Source organism: Streptomyces sp. NBC_00620, assembly GCF_026341825.1.
In the GTDB taxonomy this organism is placed as follows: Bacteria; Actinomycetota; Actinomycetes; order Streptomycetales; family Streptomycetaceae; genus Streptomyces.
Genome location: NZ_JAPENY010000002.1, coordinates 1,455,002 through 1,472,474, shown reverse-complemented (window position 1 = coordinate 1,472,474; position 17,473 = coordinate 1,455,002). Strand labels below are relative to the sequence as shown.

The 17,473-nt window shown below is 71.3% G+C and carries 15 protein-coding genes; 7 read left to right on the top strand and 8 right to left on the bottom strand.

Annotated features, from left to right (window positions below):
• Together OG246_RS25885 and OG246_RS25880 are read right to left on the bottom strand one after the other, a co-directional pair.
• Positions 1–2,988, bottom strand: coding sequence for an SMC family ATPase (locus tag OG246_RS25885; protein ID WP_266468327.1), 2,988 nt, complete (start codon positions 2,986–2,988; stop codon positions 1–3).
• Positions 2,989–3,022: 34 nt separating this feature from the next.
• Complete coding sequence (locus OG246_RS25880) at positions 3,023–4,186, bottom strand: exonuclease SbcCD subunit D (protein ID WP_266468325.1); 1,164 nt, start codon at positions 4,184–4,186, stop codon at positions 3,023–3,025.
• A 205-nt stretch (positions 4,187–4,391) separates the two neighbouring features.
• Here OG246_RS25880 and OG246_RS25875 point away from each other — a divergent pair, with 205 nt between their 5' ends.
• On the top strand, positions 4,392–6,077 hold the full coding sequence (locus OG246_RS25875) for a ribonuclease J (RefSeq protein ID WP_266468322.1): 1,686 nt from the start codon (positions 4,392–4,394) through the stop codon (positions 6,075–6,077).
• Between the two features lie 130 nt (positions 6,078–6,207).
• Complete coding sequence (locus tag OG246_RS25870; protein WP_266468319.1) at positions 6,208–6,936, top strand: spermidine synthase; 729 nt, start codon at positions 6,208–6,210, stop codon at positions 6,934–6,936.
• Positions 6,937–6,997: 61 nt separating this feature from the next.
• Here OG246_RS25870 and OG246_RS25865 read toward each other — a convergent pair whose 3' ends face one another.
• Positions 6,998–7,300, bottom strand: a complete 303-nt coding sequence (locus tag OG246_RS25865; RefSeq protein WP_266468316.1) for a hypothetical protein — start codon at positions 7,298–7,300, stop codon at positions 6,998–7,000.
• Positions 7,301–7,416: 116 nt separating this feature from the next.
• On the opposite strand from OG246_RS25865, the gene OG246_RS25860 reads away from it, so the two are divergent.
• The 4 genes from OG246_RS25860 (at position 7,417) to OG246_RS25845 (ending at position 11,262) form a co-directional block, all read left to right on the top strand.
• Positions 7,417–8,223: a hypothetical protein gene (locus OG246_RS25860; RefSeq protein WP_266468313.1), complete on the top strand. Its 807-nt coding sequence runs from the start codon at positions 7,417–7,419 to the stop codon at positions 8,221–8,223.
• Positions 8,224–8,686: 463 nt separating this feature from the next.
• Complete coding sequence (locus tag OG246_RS25855) at positions 8,687–8,965, top strand: polyprenyl synthetase (RefSeq protein WP_266468310.1); 279 nt, start codon at positions 8,687–8,689, stop codon at positions 8,963–8,965.
• Positions 8,955–10,010, top strand: a complete 1,056-nt coding sequence (locus tag OG246_RS25850; protein WP_266468307.1) for a polyprenyl synthetase family protein — start codon at positions 8,955–8,957, stop codon at positions 10,008–10,010. Before OG246_RS25855 ends, OG246_RS25850 begins: the two co-directional genes overlap by 11 nt.
• Before the next feature lie 94 nt (positions 10,011–10,104).
• Entirely contained in the window at positions 10,105–11,262 is a 1,158-nt protein-coding gene (locus OG246_RS25845; RefSeq protein WP_266468304.1) for an oxygenase MpaB family protein, read from the top strand.
• 150 nt (positions 11,263–11,412) lie between these two features.
• Here the strand turns inward: OG246_RS25845 and OG246_RS25840 are convergent, their stop codons facing one another.
• Complete coding sequence (locus OG246_RS25840) at positions 11,413–12,039, bottom strand: YigZ family protein (RefSeq protein WP_266468301.1); 627 nt, start codon at positions 12,037–12,039, stop codon at positions 11,413–11,415.
• Positions 12,040–12,221: 182 nt separating this feature from the next.
• Between OG246_RS25840 and OG246_RS25835 the strand changes: the two genes are divergently transcribed.
• Positions 12,222–14,213 carry an amino acid transporter gene (locus OG246_RS25835; RefSeq protein ID WP_266468299.1) on the top strand — a complete coding sequence of 664 codons (1,992 nt, stop codon included), beginning with the start codon at positions 12,222–12,224 and terminating at the stop codon, positions 14,211–14,213.
• A gap of 3 nt (positions 14,214–14,216) precedes the next feature.
• Here OG246_RS25835 and OG246_RS25830 read toward each other — a convergent pair whose 3' ends face one another.
• The 4 genes from OG246_RS25830 to OG246_RS25815 all read right to left on the bottom strand — a co-directional run bounded on the left by OG246_RS25830 (position 14,217) and on the right by OG246_RS25815 (position 17,358).
• On the bottom strand, positions 14,217–14,762 hold the full coding sequence (locus OG246_RS25830) for a histidine phosphatase family protein (protein WP_266468294.1): 546 nt from the start codon (positions 14,760–14,762) through the stop codon (positions 14,217–14,219).
• Entirely contained in the window at positions 14,759–15,442 is a 684-nt protein-coding gene (locus tag OG246_RS25825) for a hypothetical protein (RefSeq protein WP_266468291.1), read from the bottom strand. Before OG246_RS25825 ends, OG246_RS25830 begins: the two co-directional genes overlap by 4 nt.
• Positions 15,443–15,574: 132 nt before the next feature.
• Positions 15,575–16,234: a response regulator transcription factor gene (locus OG246_RS25820; RefSeq protein WP_266468289.1), complete on the bottom strand. Its 660-nt coding sequence runs from the start codon at positions 16,232–16,234 to the stop codon at positions 15,575–15,577.
• Positions 16,231–17,358, bottom strand: coding sequence for a sensor histidine kinase (locus OG246_RS25815; protein ID WP_266468287.1), 1,128 nt, complete (start codon positions 17,356–17,358; stop codon positions 16,231–16,233). The genes OG246_RS25820 and OG246_RS25815 overlap by 4 nt, the downstream gene beginning before the upstream one ends.
• Between the last annotated feature and the right edge of the window lie 115 nt (positions 17,359–17,473).

Below are 17,473 nucleotides of genomic sequence, written 5' to 3'. Positions count from 1 at the left end.
TCACATCTGGTCGCCCCGCTGCCTTACGACCGAGCCCGTCCGCCCCTTCACGACCTCCAGCTGGGCGTGGATGCGGCGCCGCAGGTCCGCGACATGGCTGACGATGCCGACGCTGCGGTCCCGCTCGCGCAGTGAGTCGAGTACGTCGAGGACCTCGTCGAGGGTCTGGTCGTCGAGGCTGCCGAAGCCCTCGTCGATGAAGAGCGTGTCGAGCCGCACCCCGCCGGCCTCGTCGGTGACGACGTCCGCGAGGCCGAGCGCGAGTGCGAGGGAGGCGAAGAACGTCTCGCCGCCGGAGAGTGTCGCCGTGTCGCGCTCGCGGCCGGTCCAGGCGTCCACGACATGCAGTCCGAGCCCGCTGCGCCCACGCCCGGCGCGGTCGTCGGAGTGGACAAGGGTGTAGCGCCCCGAGGACATGCGCAGCAGCCGGACGGTCGCGGCGGCGGCGACCTGTTCCAGGCGGGCGGCGAGGACGTAGGACTCCAGGCGCATCTTGCGTTCGTTGTCCGCCGACGTGCCGGCCGCGAGACCGGCCATGCGGGCCACCCGGTCGTACGCCTCACGCAGTGGCGCCAGGCGGCGTGCGGACGCGGTGGCGTGCGCGGACAGCCGGTCGAGCTCACCGCAGCGCCGGGCGGCGGCGTCCTGCGCGGAGGCGGTGTCCCGCAGCCGGCGGGCGGCGGACTCGGCGGCCTGTTCGGCGGTCCACAGGTCGGCGGGCGGCTGCTGGGCGGCGGCCGCCGTGTCGGTCTCGGCGAGGACGGCCCGCACTGCCGCTTCCTCCGACTGCCAGGTGTCGAGCCGCCGTTGGAGCTCCCGGTGGGCCGCGTCGTCGAGCAGTGCGGCAGCGGCTGCCCGCGGTGTGTCGAAGCCTGCGCGGAAGGCAGCGTCGGAGAGTCGCGCGTCGGCGTCCTTGAGCCGCTGCGCGGTGTCGTCGGCCGCGCGCACGGCGTCCGCGGCCTCGGTGAGCAGCGCGACCTGCCGCTCCAGTTGCGCGGCCCGCGCGGCTACGCTGCCGGCCGCGCCCCGCGCCTGTTCCAACTCCTCCTCCAGGGATGCTCTTTCCAGGTCGTTCCGGTCGCGGTGCGAGACCCGGGCGGCGGCGCGGAGTGCGGCCTGCTGCTGGGCGGCCACCCGCCGTTCGTGCTCGAGCCCGGCCTGTGCGAGTCGCTCACGCGCGGTGTGCAGCCCGGATGCGGCGGCGCGCGCCTCGGCGTACTCCCGCTCCAACTCCTCGGCCTGCTCAGCGAGTTGCTCGGTGGGCGCGTCCCCCGCCTCCGCGGTGGCGGCGGCCAGTGCCTCCCGTACGACGCCGAGTCGCCGCTCGGCCTCGGCGCGCTCCTCGTCGGCGCGCTGGTAGGCGGCGAGGGCGTGCTCCTCTGCCTCCCGGTCGACATGCCCGGCGATCTTCCGTGCGGGCGCGGGGTGTTCGGTGCCGCCGCACACGGCGCAGGGTTCGCCGTCGACAAGGCCCGCGGCGAGTTCCGCGGCGATGCCCTGGAGGCGCTGTTCCTTCAGGTCGAGCCAGTGGGCGCGCGCGTTCGTGGCGCGTTCGCGGGAGGCGAGGGCGCGCGCCTGGGTGTCGTCCGTGTCGCGGGCGAACGCGTCGCGCTGGCGGGCGGCCCTGAGCCGGGCCTGCGCGGGGTCGCGCTGCACGGCGAGCTGCTCGGCATGTGTCGCCGCTTCCTGCGCGGACTCGATGCGTGCCTCGTCGGCCGTGCGGGTCGCCTCCCAGGTGGCGAGCCAGTTCTCGGCGTCCTGGAGCACTTCCTCGTCGGCACGCTCCTGGCTGTCCAAGTCGGCGCTCTCGGCGGCGAGTTCGGCCAGTTTCCGTTCGGCGCGGCGTGCCGACTCCAGTCCGCCCAGCTCCTCCGCCGCCTTGCGCGCGGCGGAGGCGAGCCCGGGCGCGCCGGCTCCGGCGAACGTCTCCGGCAGGGCGGCACGCGCGCGTACTTCCTCGGCCGACGCGCTCCGGTGCTCGGCCTCGGCGGCGTCGCGCAGGTCGAGTGCGGGGGCCACCGCCTCGGCCTTGCGGGCACGCTCCATCCGCGTCTGGGCCTCGCGATGGGCGTCGGCGCGCTCCTCCAGGCGGGCGGCCCGCTCTCTCGCCTCCGCGAACCGGCGCTGCAGCCGCGCCACTTCACGCACGTCGTCGAGTACGCGATCGGCCGCGGCCTGCGCTGATTCGGCGGCCGTCCGTGCGCAGTGGGCGATGGTGAGCCGTTCGCGGGCGGTGCTGCGGGCGACGGCGGCGGCGCTCAGGATGGCATCGGCGAGACCGGGGTCTCCCGGCGCGAGGCCGGGCAGCTCCATGGCGTCGCCCGCGGCCTGCTGCATACGGTGCGCGTCGGCGAGCAACGCCGTGTCCCCGTCGCGCACTTCGGTCTCGGCCGCACGCCGCCGCTCGGCGAGACGCTTCTCGACCTCGGCGAAGCGGTGGGTGTCGAAGAGGCGGCCGAGCAGCTTGCCGCGGGCCTCGGCGTCCGCCCGCAGAAAGCGTGCGAAGTCGCCCTGGGGCAGCAGCACGACCTGGCAGAACTGCTCCCGGCTCATGCCGAGCAGCTGGGTGATCTCCTCGCCGATCTCCTGGTGGGAGCGGCTGAGGTCCTTCCAGGAACCCGCCGACGCGTCGTACTCGCGGAGCCAGCTCTGCGCCTTCTCGGTCGTGGTGCCCGTGCCGCGTCTCTTGGCCCGCTCGAAGGGCGGCTGCCGGGTGATCTCCAACCGGCGTCCGGCGACGGTGAGTTCGAGGCTCACCTCGGTGCGGGTGGCGGGCGTCGCGTGGTCGCTGCGCAGCGAACCGCCCTGGCGGGCGCCCGGCACCGCTCCGTACAGCGCGAAGCAGACGGCGTCGAGCACGGATGTCTTGCCCGCGCCCGTCGGCCCGTGCAGCAGGAAGAGCCCGGCGGCCGACAGCTCGTCGAAGTCGACCCGCTGGGCGTCGCCGAAGGGCCCGAAGGCGGTGATGTCCAGGCGGTGCAGCCTCATCGGGCGACCCCCAAGAGGTCCAGCAGGCGTGTCGTCACCGGGCCACCTCCCGTACGGCTTCGTCGGCGCGGACCGCGTCGAACGCGTCCCGTAGCACCGCCTGCTCGCGTGCGTCGGGTCCGGCGCCGCGCACATGGGCGACGAAGTCCTCCGCGATCTGCTGTTCGCCCCGGCCCGCCAGCCGCCGGGCATAGGAGAGGTCCGGGTCCTCCGGCGCCCTCTCCGGGTCGAAGGCGAGGCTGAGTGTGTGCGGGAAGCGCTCGGTCAGCCGGGCCATGGGGTCGGCCGGGCGCACCGGGTCGGTGAGCGTCGCCTCGACCCACGCCTCCTCGTGGCGCGCCAGCTCCGGATCGACGAGCAGCTCCTCCAGCCGCCCTCGGATCCGGGCGAGCGCCCGAGGGACGGGGCAGTCGATCCGCTCCGCGTCGAGCAGACCCTCGGGGCCCAGGTCCACGAGCCACATGCTCTTGCGGTGGTCGGCCTCCGAGAAGGAGTACGGCAGCGGGGAGCCGGAGTAGCGCACGCGCTCGGTGATGGTCTGGCTGCCGTGCAGATGCCCGAGCGCGGTGTAGTCGACGCCGTCGAAGACCCCGGCGGGCACGGAGGCGACCCCGCCGACCGTGATGTCCCGCTCGCTGTCGCTGGCCTCGCCCCCGGTGACGAAGGCATGGGCGAGGACCACGGAACGGGTGCCGGGCGCCCGCGCGGCAAGATCGGCGCGGACCCGGTCCATGGCAGCGGCGAGCACCGCCTCGTGGCCCGGCTTCTCCACCCCGAACTCGTCCTTCACCAGGGCCGGTTCGAGGTAGGGCAGTCCGTAGAAGGCCACCTCACCGTGCGCGTCGGCCAGCACCACGGGCGTACCGCACGCCGATGCCTCGGTCCGCAAATGAACGCCCGCCCGCCCGATGAGACCCGCCCCGACACCCAGCCGGCGCGCCGAATCATGGTTCCCGGAGATCATCACCGTGGGCACACCGAGGTCGGCCAGCCGGTGCAGGGCGTCGTCGAAGAGTTCGACCGCGGCCAGCGGCGGCACCGCCCGGTCGTACACGTCCCCCGACACGACCACCGCGTCCACCTCGCGCTCACGCACGGTCACGACGAGGTGGCCGATGAACTCGGACTGGGCGCCGAGCATGTTCACCCGGTGGAACGCCCGGCCGAGATGCCAGTCGGAAGTGTGCAGCAATTTCATGAAATCGCTCTGACCTGCACGATTACCCCCACCAGGCATCTACAACGAACACAAAGCCAGCACGGGCTCGCCGCCAACACCCACCACGCTAACGCCTTTGACCTCCCGATCCATCACTGACCTCAAATCACCCAGGCAAATAGCACAATCCACGCGCCGGGCAGCCAGTGGATCACCTCGGCGGACTCTCCGGTAACGTCAGAATATGAGCCATCCGCATCCCGACCTGAAAGCCGCCCCTCCCCTGCCCGAAGGAGGGCTGAGGGTCGTCGCCCTGGGCGGTCTGGGTGAGATCGGCCGCAACATGACCGTCTTCGAGCATGCCGGCAAGCTGCTCATCGTCGACTGCGGCGTGCTGTTCCCCGAAGAGACCCAGCCCGGCGTGGACGTGATCCTGCCGGACTTCACCTCGATCCGTGATCGCCTGGACGACATCGTGGCCGTGGTGCTCACGCACGGCCACGAGGACCACATCGGTGGCGTGCCATATCTGCTGCGAGAGCGCTCCGACATCCCTGTCGTGGGCTCGAAGCTGACACTGGCGTTCCTGGAGGCCAAGCTCAAGGAGCACGGAATCCGGCCGCGCGCGGTGCGGGTACGTGAGGGCGACCGCCGCAGTTTCGGCCCCTTCGAGTGCGAATTCATCGCGGTCAACCACTCCATCCCGGACGGTCTCGCGGTCGCGATCCGCACCGCGGCCGGGCTGGTGCTGCACACCGGCGACTTCAAGATGGACCAGTTCCCGCTGGACGACCGCATCACCGACCTGCGCGCCTTCGCCCGCCTCGGCGAGGAAGGCGTCGATCTCTTCCTCACCGACTCCACCAACGCCGAGGTCCCTGGCTTCACCACCTCCGAGCGCGACCTGAACCCGGCGATCGAGCAGGTGATGCGTACCGCCCCGCGCCGGGTGATCGTCTCCAGTTTCGCCAGCCATGTGCACCGCATCCAGCAGGTCCTGGACGCCGCGCACCAGCACGGTCGCAAGGTCGCCTTCGTGGGCCGCTCGATGGTCCGCAACATGGGCATCGCCCGAGACCTCGGGTATCTGAAGGTTCCCAGCGGCCTGGTCGTGAGTACCAAGGAAATGGAGAAGCTGCCGGACCACAAGATCACCCTGGTGTGCACCGGATCCCAGGGCGAGCCGATGGCGGCGCTGTCCCGGATGGCCAACCGCGACCATGTGATCCGCATCGGCAAGGGCGACACCGTCCTGCTCGCCAGCTCCCTGATCCCCGGCAACGAGAACGCCATCTACCGGGTGATCAACGGGCTGACCCGCTGGGGCGCCCATGTCGTCCACAAGGGCAACGCCAAGGTGCACGTCTCCGGGCACGCCAGCGCCGGTGAACTCGTGTACTGCTACAACATCGTCAAGCCCCGCAATGTCATGCCCGTGCACGGCGAATGGCGCCACCTGCGGGCCAACGCCGACCTGGCCATCCGTACGGGGGTCGATCCCGAGCGGGTGGTCATCGCCGAGGACGGCGTCGTCGTCGACCTCGTGGACGGGCGTGCGTCGATCACCGGCAAGGTGCCCGCGGGCAACGTCTACGTGGACGGCATGGAGGTCGGCGGCGCCACCGAGGCGTCCCTGAAGGACCGCGTCACCCTCGCGGAGGAAGGCGTGGTCACCGTGGTAGCGATCGTCGACGCCGACACGGGCGCCCTTGCCGAGACCCCCGACTTCCTGGCCCGCGGGTTCGTCCACGACGACACCACGTTCGAACCGGTCATCCCTGTCATCGAGAAGACTCTGGCGACCGCAGCCCAGGAAGGCGTCGGCGACGCACACCAGCTGGAACAGCTCATCGCCCGTGCCGTGGCGAACTGGGCCTTCCGTACCCACCGCCGCAGGCCCCTCATCATCCCCGTCATCATCGACGCCTGACCGGCGGCCCCCTTCGCCGCGCCTGCCCTGCCGGCAGCAGGAACGGTTTCACGCCTGCGTCCAGACCCGCGCAGAGCGGCGTTCGAGGCACCGGCTTCGGGCACCGGCGGTGCGTCAGAAAGGTAAACGGATGAGCGCGCGTTTCGAGGAGATCGACTGGCGCCCGACCGCGATGGGCGACATCAGCCTGCGACGCCGACGCGACCCGGCGTCGGGCACTGATGTGTACGAGGTGAAGCTCGGCGACGAGTTCTTGATGTCCAGCCTGTTCACAGCCGGCGAGATCGCGCTTGCGGAACTCGGACTGGCGGAACTGCCGGGCACCGAACTGGACGTCGCCGTCGGCGGACTCGGACTCGGGTACACCGCCGAGGCCGTGCTGGACGACCCCCGGGTGCGCTCGCTGACCGTGATCGACACACTCGCCGAAGTCATCGACTGGCATCAGCGGGGCCTGGTCCCTCTCGGCGCCCGGCTGACTTCGGACCCCCGCTGCCGCCTGGTTCAGGGCGACTTCTTCGCGATGGCGGCCGATTCGTGCGGTCTGGACCCGAGTGAACCGGGCCGCCGCTTCCACGCCATCCTGCTGGACGTCGACCATTCTCCGCGCCATGTGCTCCACCCGCGCCACGCGGCGCTCTACCAGCCTGCCGGGCTCCGCGCTCTCACCGAGCACCTTCACCCCAACGGGGTCTTCGCCCTGTGGTCGAACGACCCGCCGGACAAACAGTTCGCCTCCGCACTCACGGAGGTCTTCCCGCAATCAGCAGCCCATGTCGTCGACTTCGACAATCCCCTGCAAGGCGGCACCTCGACCAACACCGTCTACGTGGCCAGGACAGAACCGGGCCCGGCGTAGGCAAACGGTGGCGCTGCGGGCGCCGAGCCGTCCGAGGAGTGCTGGGCCTCGTCGAAGCCGATCACGGCCACGTCCTCGGGCGCGCGCCGCCCGACGTCGACGAAGCGCTCCAGGGGCGGAAGCCCCAGGCGTCGGGCGGCTTCCTGCGCGAAGAGCCGAGGAGGGCCTCGGTGAGCGGGAGGATCTTCTGCGTGGCCTCGGGCGCCGAGTGACCGTGCCGGACGAGAAGAACGTGGTCGTGGTCGGTGAGCTCCTCATCCAGGCCCTGGACGTAGCCGCGAACGGCACCGGTCCGAACCGAGAAGCGGACCAAAGTCGTGCAACCAACGGATATGGCGCGTGGATGCGTCGTTCCGGCGGCCACGCCCCGGACACATCTGCGCAGGAGTGTCACACAGGCTGCACACACCCTTTCTGAAGCCTCGTTACCTTTACTCGCGGCTCGCTCCCCCGTGCGAAATGAACTCAGGAAGATCGCAGATGGACTACTGCTCCGATTGCCGTCGGCACCTCAACGGCGCCCTGGCGTGCCCCGGCTGCGGCGCCTACGCCCCGAGCATCGCTCCCCTCGCCGACGGAACGCCCGCGACGGTCACAGCAGGGTGGCAGGCCCCGTCCCAGCTGTGGCACAACGCGGAGCCCGACGCCGAGGAATTCGACGAGGCACCGCAGGAGCACCCGTACAACGGCCCGGACTCCCCCTTCCCGACGCCGACGGGCCGGGCGGCACGGCGTCGCCAGCGGGAGCGCTGGAGGAAGACCCAGCGCAGGGCCCTGGTGGCCACCGCGGTCGCCCTGGTCGGCGGCGGCCTGACCGTCTCCTTGACGGACCAGCAGTCCACGGATCGGGCGCAGGCTGCATCCGCGCCCGACAGGGAAGCCATGGGGATCGCGGAGGAGCAGGTCACGGAGCCCACTCCGGCCTCGTCGACGCCGACCGAGACGCGCCCATCCCAGCGCACGTCGTCCGCCACGCCCTCCTCCACGGCGACCACGGCGAACGCACCGCACGAGCAGTCCGCCGCAGCGCCCCAGGCCACGCCGACGACCCAACAGGCCGGCGGCACGACTCCCCTGGCGACGGCGGCGTCCGCTGCCGAGTCGCAGGCCGACTCCACGGTGTCCGATGCCACCGACACCGCTACCGGGACGGCTGCCTCGCCCACGCCCTCGGCCACCGACAGCACCGGCACCTCAAGCACGGACACCTCGTCGGCGACCTCCTCACCGTCCGACTCGTCCTCGCCGTCAGGGCTCTGCCTGCTCGGGCTGGTCTGCATCAGCTGATCCGCGCACCTCGGTGGACCGTATCGTCCACGGGGCCCCACCTCATCGCCGAACGTCGGCCGAGGAACTCGCCCAGGTCGACCTTCAGTTGGTAGTCGGTCAGCAGCTCCGCCGGCGCGCCGAGTTCATGCCGGGTGGCGGACGCTTCACCCCCGCATCGGCAAGGCGCACCCCAGGCGGCCCGGATTGCGGTACGCGCAGGGGGCCTTGGGGACATACGGCTTGTAATCCTGGCGGGGCGGGCAGTCCAGGAACGGCAGGGACAGGCCCAGTTGGTGCGTCAGGAGCGGGCTCACGACGCGCGGGACGACGTACGGGTGCTCTCCGGCAGTGATCCGTACGGTCGAGCGGGTAGATCACTCGATCGTGAGTTCTTCGGCTCTCGCACCCGATGGGACGCGATGCTCGGAAGGACGCTGTGTGCCCAGGGCTATTTGGATGTACGACGGGTGGGGGAGATGGCTTGACGCAAGAAGCGGGACGGCGCGGGGGCTTGGACGGACAGACGCTGTTGGTGGCTGTCGGGCTGGCCGATCTGGCGGTGAGCACGGTGGGTTCGGCCTTGGGGACGGTGCGTGGGCTGCTACGCCGGTCGGACGCCGCGGAGTTGGCGGCGGAGGCCGAGAACGAGCTCGTGGCGCGTGGGCGTCTGGTGCTGGACCGGTACGCGGACGTGCCCCCGGCCCACTTGGAGATCCTCGCCCGGCGCGCCCTGGCTCGGAAGGCCGCCGGTGACGTCTGACCGGTGGGAGTGGGCCGCGTTCAAGGCCCGCGTGGACGAGGTGCTGTGTCGGTTCGTCGCCCGGGAGGCCGACGAGTTCGCGGCAATCGATCCGATGCTCGGCACGGTGGCCGAGAGGCTGGAGGCGGCGGTCGCGGACGGCAAGCGGCTGCGGGCGGCGTTCTGCTACTGGGGCTGGCGTGCGGTGGGACAACCGGACAGCGACGCGCTGGTGCGGGCGGCGGCCTCCATGGAGCTGGTGCACGCCGCGGCGGTTGTGCACGACGACCTCATCGACGACAGTCCGCTGCGGCATGGGCGACCCACGACCCACGTCGCCCTGCGCGGGACCGTAGGGGCTCGTCCGGACGCCGATGCCGCCGCGCGGTCGTTGGCGATGCTGGTGGGGGATCTGCTGATGGCGCTGGCCGGGCAGTTGTTCGCCACCAGCGGTCTGCCCGCCGCGTATCTCGCCCGGGCCCGCCCGTTGTGGGCGGTGATGGCCCGTGAGCTGATCGCGGGCGAGTGTCTGGAGATCCTGCGGACCGGAGTCGGCCCGGACACCGAGGCGTCGTTGAAGGTGATCCGGTACAAGACCGCCAAGTACACCGTCGAACAGCCTCTGTTGATCGGTGGTGCGCTGGCCGGGGCGGGCGCGCGGCTGCGCGAGGGCTACTCCGCGTACGGGCTGCCACTGGGCGAGGCGTTCCAGCTCCGGGACGATCTACTCGGGCTGTTCGGAGACCCGGAGCACACCGGCAAGGCCAATGCCGACGATGTGCGCGGTCGCCGGCCCACGGCCCTGCTGGCAGAGACTTGGCGTCTCGCCGACGACGCGGAGCGCGAACTGTTGAACTCCCTGCTGGGCCGGGACGACCTGGTCGGGGAGGGGCTGGACGCGGTCCGCGAGGTGATGCGTCGGCTGAGGGCGCCCGACCGCATCGAGGACATGATCGGAGCGCGGGTCGAGGAGGCTCTTGACGCCCTCCATGAGTTGGATCTCCCGGCGCACGCCGCCGGCGGACTGACCGCGCTGGCGCATTCCGCGGCGGTACGCCTGTCCTGACCCTCGCATCGGAGTGGCACGGGCTCGTGTCGTTCCGGTCCGCCGCCCCTCCCGCCTGTCGTGGACGATCCCGAGGAAGACGAGGAACCCTGCCATGACCTACACCGACGCATCGATGGACGCCCTGCGGCAGGCCGGCGACGAACTCGCCGATGCCACCGTCGCCGAGCTTTTCGAACGGGGGGAGGTGGGAAAGTTCAACACCCTGATGCGCTACGTCTCCACCGCCGGCGCTCCCCTCCCGGACGGACTGCCCGATGTCGCGCGCGAGTACCTGGAAGCCACCGGCACGCCGCCGGCCTGGGTGGACTGGGCGGAGATGGAGAAGGCCCGGCTGTTCTTCATCGACAACAACGTGCACATCTCCACCGCGCTGTCCTTCGCCGCCATGCCCGCCTGCTACCTCGTCCCGCACGTGGCGAAGCTGCTGTCGGCCACCCATGGCCTGAAGTACCCGTCCAAACGGATGGCGGAGACCGGCCAGTTCACCGTCCATCTGATGCAGCCCGACGCCTTCGAGGCCGGCAGCCGCTTCATCCCCGCCGCCCAGAAGGTCCGCCTCCTGCACGCCTCCATCCGCCACCACCTCACCCGCGAAAACCGCTGGGACGCCGCGACCCACGGAACGCCGATCTGCCAGGAGGACATGATCGGCGGGCAGATGTTCTTCTCTCTGCTCGTCCTGGACAGCCTGCACCGCCTCGGGATTCACATGTCGGCCGAGGGCGCGGAAGCGTACTACTACGCGTGGCGCGTCGTCGGCGCCATGCTGGGCGTCGACCAGGACGCCGTCCCCCGAACTCTCGACGAGGCGCGCGGGTTCCTCGACCTGTACATGGTCCGGCACATGGGGCCCTCCGAGGAGGGCACGCATCTGACCCGGCAGCTGATCGACCTCTACGAGGAGGTGGTACCCGGCACCTTCTTCGACCCGATCGTCTCCACCCTCATCCGCCACCTCATCGGCGACACCTGCGCCGACTGGCTACACGTCCCGCGCACATCGTGGGACACCGTCGTCAGGGCCGTACCCCACGTCCTCGGCGTCCTGGAGACCATTGAGGACCGCTCCCCGCTCGGCGCCTGGGCCCTGGACCGCCTCGGCCACCTCACCACGGTCCTCGAGCTGTCATCCCTCACCCGTGGACGCGTCATGCACTACGCGATCCCCGAAACCCTCAAGAAGGACTACGGCCTCTCCAGCGCTGCACCCCGCACCCACCGGTGGATCCCGCCGGCCGCCACCGTCTGACGGCCCGCGCGCAGAGACGACGGCTCTTCGAGTGACGCGTGGCCCACAGCCTCCATGCGTCCGGGAAGAAGACCTCTCCGGCACGCGCTCCACCGACGGCCGCGTCAGACATCACGGGCGGCTACTCCCGTATCGGCCCGTGTGCCCCGCCTACGCGTCCCCGTACGCCTCTCCGCCCAGTTCGAACCCGGCCGTCCCTGCGGTGGCATCGGCCAGCCACGCCTTGAACGACTCGACATCCGCGTCCGGCAGCCCGATCTGGATCGTGACCGCCTCGCCGTAACGCACGTCACGTACCTCGCGCCCGGTGGAGCGCAGATCGTTCTGCACCTTGCCCGCACGCTGGTGGTCGACGGTCAGCGTCGCCAGCCGGAACCTGCGGCGCGTGAGGGTCCCCAGGGTGTCCAGGGCCTCTCCGACCGAACCGCCGTACGCCCTGATCAGTCCGCCCGCGCCGAGCTTGACGCCGCCGTAGTAGCGGGTGACGACGGCGACGACGTACCGCATGTCGCGGCGCAGCAGCATCTGGAGCATGGGGACGCCCGCGGTGCCGCCGGGTTCGCCGTCGTCGCTCGCCCGCTGGACGGCGGCGTCGGCTCCGATGACGTAGGCGTAGCAGTTGTGGGTGGCGTCGGCGTGCTCCTTGCGGATGCCGGCGATGAAGTCCTGGGCCTCCCGCTCGGTGGCGGCCGGGGCGAGGGCGCACAGGAAACGGGAGCGGTTGACCTCGGTCTCGTGCACGCCCACGCGGGCCACTGTGCGGTACTCGTCCTGCATCACGCCAGCGTATGTGCTGCACGCGCGCGTGGAGCACGCCGGATCCGCGCACGGTCGCCCCGGCCGACGTGTGCACAAGGAGGTGGTGGATACTCGCTCGTCGTTGCCCACAAGGCCCAGGCCGGGGAACGGTTCGACCGATGCCGGATCGCCGGCCCTACCGATCGCAGGGAGATCGCAGCATGACCGGCACTCAGGTGGAGAGTTCCGACTCGGACGCGCCCGGCCATCCCGGACCCTCCGCCGCCACGCCCCGCTGGCGGGCGTGGCTCCTGGAGGGCCTGAGCGAGCGGTCGGCCCGTCACCCGGGCCCGCACGCCACCCCGGACGCCGAGCACCAGGGCCACACCTGGTGGCGCGTGATGTGTCTGACCGGCGTGGACTACTTCTCCACGCTCGGCTACCAGCCGGGTATCGCCGCCCTCGCGGCCGGACTGCTCTCCCCGCTCGCGACGCTCGTGCTGATCGCGCTGACCCTGCTGGGCGCGCTGCCGGTGTACCGCCGTGTCGCGCACGAGAGCCCGCACGGCGAGGGTTCGATCGCGATGCTGGAGCGGCTGCTGCCCTGGTGGTCGGGGAAGATCTTCGTCCTCGTGCTGCTCGGGTTCGCCGCGACCGACTTCATGATCACGATCACGCTGTCGGCTGCGGACGCCTCCGCGCACGTCGTGGAGAATCCTTTCGCTCCGCACTGGATGCACGGCGGGAACGTCTGGATCACCCTCGTCCTGGTCGCCGGTCTGGGTGCGGTCTTCCTGAAGGGCTTCAAGGAGGCCATCGGTATCGCCGTGGTCCTCGTGACGGCGTATCTCGCACTTAATGTCGTCGTTCTGGCCACCTCCGCGTGGGAGGTGCTGAGCAACCCGGTCAAGATCGGCGACTGGACGGACATGATGACGGCCGAGCACTCCTCGCCGCTCGCGATGGTCGGCGTGGCACTGCTCGTCTTCCCGAAGCTGGCACTCGGCATGTCCGGCTTCGAGACGGGCGTGGCGGTGATGCCGCAGGTCAAGGGCGACTCGACGGACACGTACGAGAAGCCGGTCGGCCGGATCCGCGAAACCCGCAAGCTGCTCACCACGGCCGCCGTGATCATGAGCGGCTTCCTGCTCCTTTCCAGCCTGGCGACGACCATCCTGATCCCCCAGGACGAGTTCGAGAGCGGCGGCTCGGCGAACGGCCGTGCGCTCGCGTTTCTCGCGCACGAGCACCTCGGTGAGGCCTTCGGCACGGTCTACGACATCTCGACCATCGCGATCCTCTGGTTCGCCGGCGCCTCCGCGCTCGCCGGGCTCCTCAACCTCGTACCGCGCTATCTGCCGCGCTACGGCATGGCTCCCGAGTGGAGCCGGGCCGTGCGCCCACTGGTCCTGGTCTTCATGGCGGCCGCGGTCTTCATCACGCTGTGGTTCAACGCCAACGTCGACGACCAGAGCGGCGCGTACGCGACCGGTGTGCTCGTCCTGATGCTGTCCGCGTCCTTCGCCTCGACGGTCGCCGTGCACCAGCGGGGCCACCGGGGCGCCACGATCGGCTTCGGCGCGATCACCGCGGTCTTCGCGTACACCCTGGTCACCAATGTCATCGAGCGGCCCGACGGCATCAAGATCGCGGGGATCTTCATTCTCGCGATCCTGCTCACCTCGTTCGCGTCCCGGGTGCGTCGCGCCTTCGAACTGCGCGCCGCCGACGTCACGTTCGACGAGGCTGCGGCCCACTTCATCGACGAGGCCGCGGCGAGCGGGCCGCTCCAGCTGATCGCCAACGAGCCGCAGGAGCACACCACCCGGGAGTACCGCGCCAAGGAGTACAGCCAGCGCGAGCACACCCACATCCCCGACGGGCGTCCGGTGCTGTTCCTGGAGGTCTTCGTCACGGACTCCTCGGACTTCACCGCCGACCTCACCGTGCACGGCGAGGAGAAGCACGGCGTACGCAGGCTGCGCGTCGAGGGCGCCACCGTGCCCAACACCATCGCGGCCGTCCTGATGCAACTGCGCGAGCGCACCGGCGAGGTTCCCAACGCGTACTTCAACTGGACCGAGGGCAACCCGTTGAGTCACCTCGTACGCTTCCTCGTCTTCGGCGACGGCGAGGTCGCCCCGGTCACCCGCGAGGTGCTCCGCCGCGCCGAGCCGGATCCGGAGCGCAGGCCCCGGATCCACGTGGGCTGAACCTCAGGCCTTCTTCTTGCCTCTCGGCACGGCCATGTCCGTCAACAGGGCTGCGCCGGGGGCGAGTTCCTCCCAGTTGGCGCCGTGCCAGGCGAGGATGGCCACGGCCGAGGTCGGGAACTTCGTCCGTACGTCGTCCAGCGCGCCGTCGAGGCTGTCACCGGCCAGTTCGAGGACCAGCTCCTCCAGGCCGGGGTTGTGCCCGATCAGCAGCAACGTGGCCACCTGATCCGGGACTTCACGCACGGCTTCCAGCAACTCCGGTACGTCGGCCCCGTACAGCCGCCCGTCCAGTCGCACGGGCGGCGGGGTGCCCCACTGCGCGGCGGCCAACTCCCAGGTCTGCCGGGCCCGTACGGCGGTGGAGCACAGCGCGAGGTCCGGCAGGCAGTCCGCTTCGGCGAGGGCGCGTCCGGCGGCCGGGGCGTCGCGGCGGCCGCGCGGTGCGAGGGGCCGCTCGTGGTCGGCCACGCCCACCGGCCAGGCGGACTTGGCGTGCCGCAGGACGACGAGCCTGCGCAGCGGGCCGGCTCCCGCGCGCGTGATCACCGCACCGACCCGATGTCGCGGGTGAGTTCGAGCCCGAGGAGACGGTCCGCGTAGGCGTACGTCTCGAAGCGGGCGCCGTCCGGGATGCCCTCGTCGCTCTCCACGCGCCGCAGCACCTCGAGTACGGCGGGCACGTCGAGGTCGTCCTCCCATGCGGCCCGCAGTTCCTGCCGTACGGCTTCGGGAACGGGTTTGGACGGCCGGGTCGCCCAGGTGGCGACCGCCTTCCGCCAGCGCGCGAGCGTCTCCCGGGCGCCTTCGAGGTCGGCGGTGGCGAGGTCGACGGGCTCCCGGCGCGGGGTCGCGAGCAGGATCATGCGCAGGAGTGCCGGATCGGCCGTGCCGGTGACCGGGGCGACCTCGATCCGGATGTCGTCCTCAGGCGCGGTGTCGCCCTGCACGAGCACGTGCAGGGCCGGGCCCGCGCCGGCCGTACCGGCTTCGGCGCGGCGGATGCCGAGTGCGTCGGCGCGCACCCGGAGTTCCTCGGGTGGGTCGGCCGCGGTGACGGCGGGGGTCCCGCCGATTTCCAGGGCCCGGGCCAGTACGTCGGCGACCAGCAGCACCCGCAGCGCGGATGTGTCGGCCGTCGGCACATGCACCCGTACACGGGCCAGGGCCCGTCGGGCGCGGACGGCATCAGTGGGCTCGCCCGTTCGAACATCGGTGATACGCAGCACAGCGTGAGCCTAGGCGTGCGGGACGTCGCACGCAGGGAGGTGGGACCCATTCCGGACAGCGCCGGGGCGCGGCCGCACCGCACCGAGGGGCCCGGCGGGAATCGCAGGGCGGCCTGGGCCGGCGCCCTGCCTTCAGGGGTTGCGCGGGGTGACCAGCCCGGATTCGTAGGCGAGGACCACGAGTTGGGCACGGTCGCGGGTGCGGAGTTTGGTCATGGCCCGGTTGATGTGGGTCTTCGCGGTCATCGGGCTGATCACCATGTGCTCGGCGATCTGGCCGTTGGACAGGCCCCGTGCTGCCAGGGCGACCGCTTCGCGTTCGCGGCTCGTCAGCTCCTCCAGCGCGGCACTGGTGGCGGGGAGCGGCTGGGTGACGTACCGGTGGATCAGCTTGCGGGTGATGGACGGGGCGAGGAGAGCGTCGCCGCGGGCGGCCACTCGTACGGCGTGCAGGAGGTCCTCCGGCACGATGTCCTTGACCAGGAACCCGGCGGCGCCGGCGCGCAGCGCTTCGAAGACGTACTCGTCCATGCCGTAGTTGGTCAGTATGACGACGTGCACGCCGGCCAGGGCCGGGTCCGCGGCGATGCGCCGGGTCGCCTGGATGCCGTCCATGACCGGCATCCGGATGTCGATGAGCGCGACGTCGGGCAGATGCTCCTTGATGAGCGACAACCCCTCGTCGCCATCGGCGGCTTCGGCCACCACCTCGATGTCGTCCTCGAGGTCGAGCAGCGCGCGGAAGCCGCTGCGGATGAGCGGCTGGTCGTCGACCAGCAGGACACGGATCATGATGCTCGCTCCACGGGGAGTTCGGCCTGGACGGTGAACCCGTGCCCGGTGCGCGGCTGCGCGCGCAGCCGGCCGCCCAGGGCGGTGACGCGTTCGCGCATGCCGAGCAGCCCGAGGCCGTGGGCGGGGGCGTCATCGGGGGCGGCCCTGCCGTCGTCGTCCACCTGGACGGACAGCCCGTCGGGCCGGTACTCGATCCGGACCGCCGCGGTGGTGGCGCAGGCGTGCCGGGCGGTGTTGGTCAGCGCCTCCTGGACTATGCGGTAGGCGGTCCTGCCCACGGCGGCCGGCACGTCCTGCCGGGGCCCTTCGATCGTCAGCGTTGCGTCCAGGCCCATCGAACGGGCGCGCTCCACCAGTATCGGTACGTGCTCGAGGCTCTGCGGCGGGGTGGTGTCGTCGTCGCGCAGGGCCTCCAGAGTCGCGCGCAGTTCCCGGGTCGCCTCCCGTCCGGCCGTCTGGATCGCCAGTAGCGCCTCGGGCACCTGCTCGCCGCGTCTGCGGGCCACATGGACGGCGACCTCGGACTGCACCTTGATGATCGAAATCTGGTGGGTGAGGGAGTCGTGCAGCTCCCGCGCGATGTGCAGCCGCTCCTCGTCGGCGCGGCGCCGAGCGGTCTCCTCGCGAGTGCGCTCGGCTTCGTCCGCCCGCCGCTCGGCCTGCCGCAGCGCCTCCCCGGCGGCGAAGGCGGCGATCAGCCAGGCGATCTCCAGGACGTTCCGGGCCTGCGCGAACGCCTCGCGCGCCGGACCGTCGCGGAAGACCAGCGCAGTGAGAGGGAGGACGACGAGGAGAGACACGGATGCCGCCACCGTCAGGGCACGGTGTCCGGCCCGCACGGCGCCGTACACCGCGACCAGGTACGGGACGGCCAGCAGTTCGAAACCGGCCGCCTCGTACCCCACCGCGCACAGGCCGGTGACAGCCAGCACGGCAATCGGAGCCCTGCGACGCGCGATCAGCGCCAGACCGCCCGCCGCCAGCAGCACGGCGCCGAACAGTTCGCGCTCCCCGGCCGGTTGCCGCTCGGACAACCCGGTTCCCAGCAGCAGTGCCGCCACGCCGACGGCAATCACCCAGTCCATGACACCGGCCGGGACACGAAAACGCCCTGTGTCCATGCGCGCACCCTAACCGGACGCCGCTGCGGGCGAGTCCGGCCCGCGGAGGAGCGGCCGGCTACCGCGCCCGCGGTACCTGCCCGCCGCCTGCCGCGTGTGCGGTAGTCGACTGCCG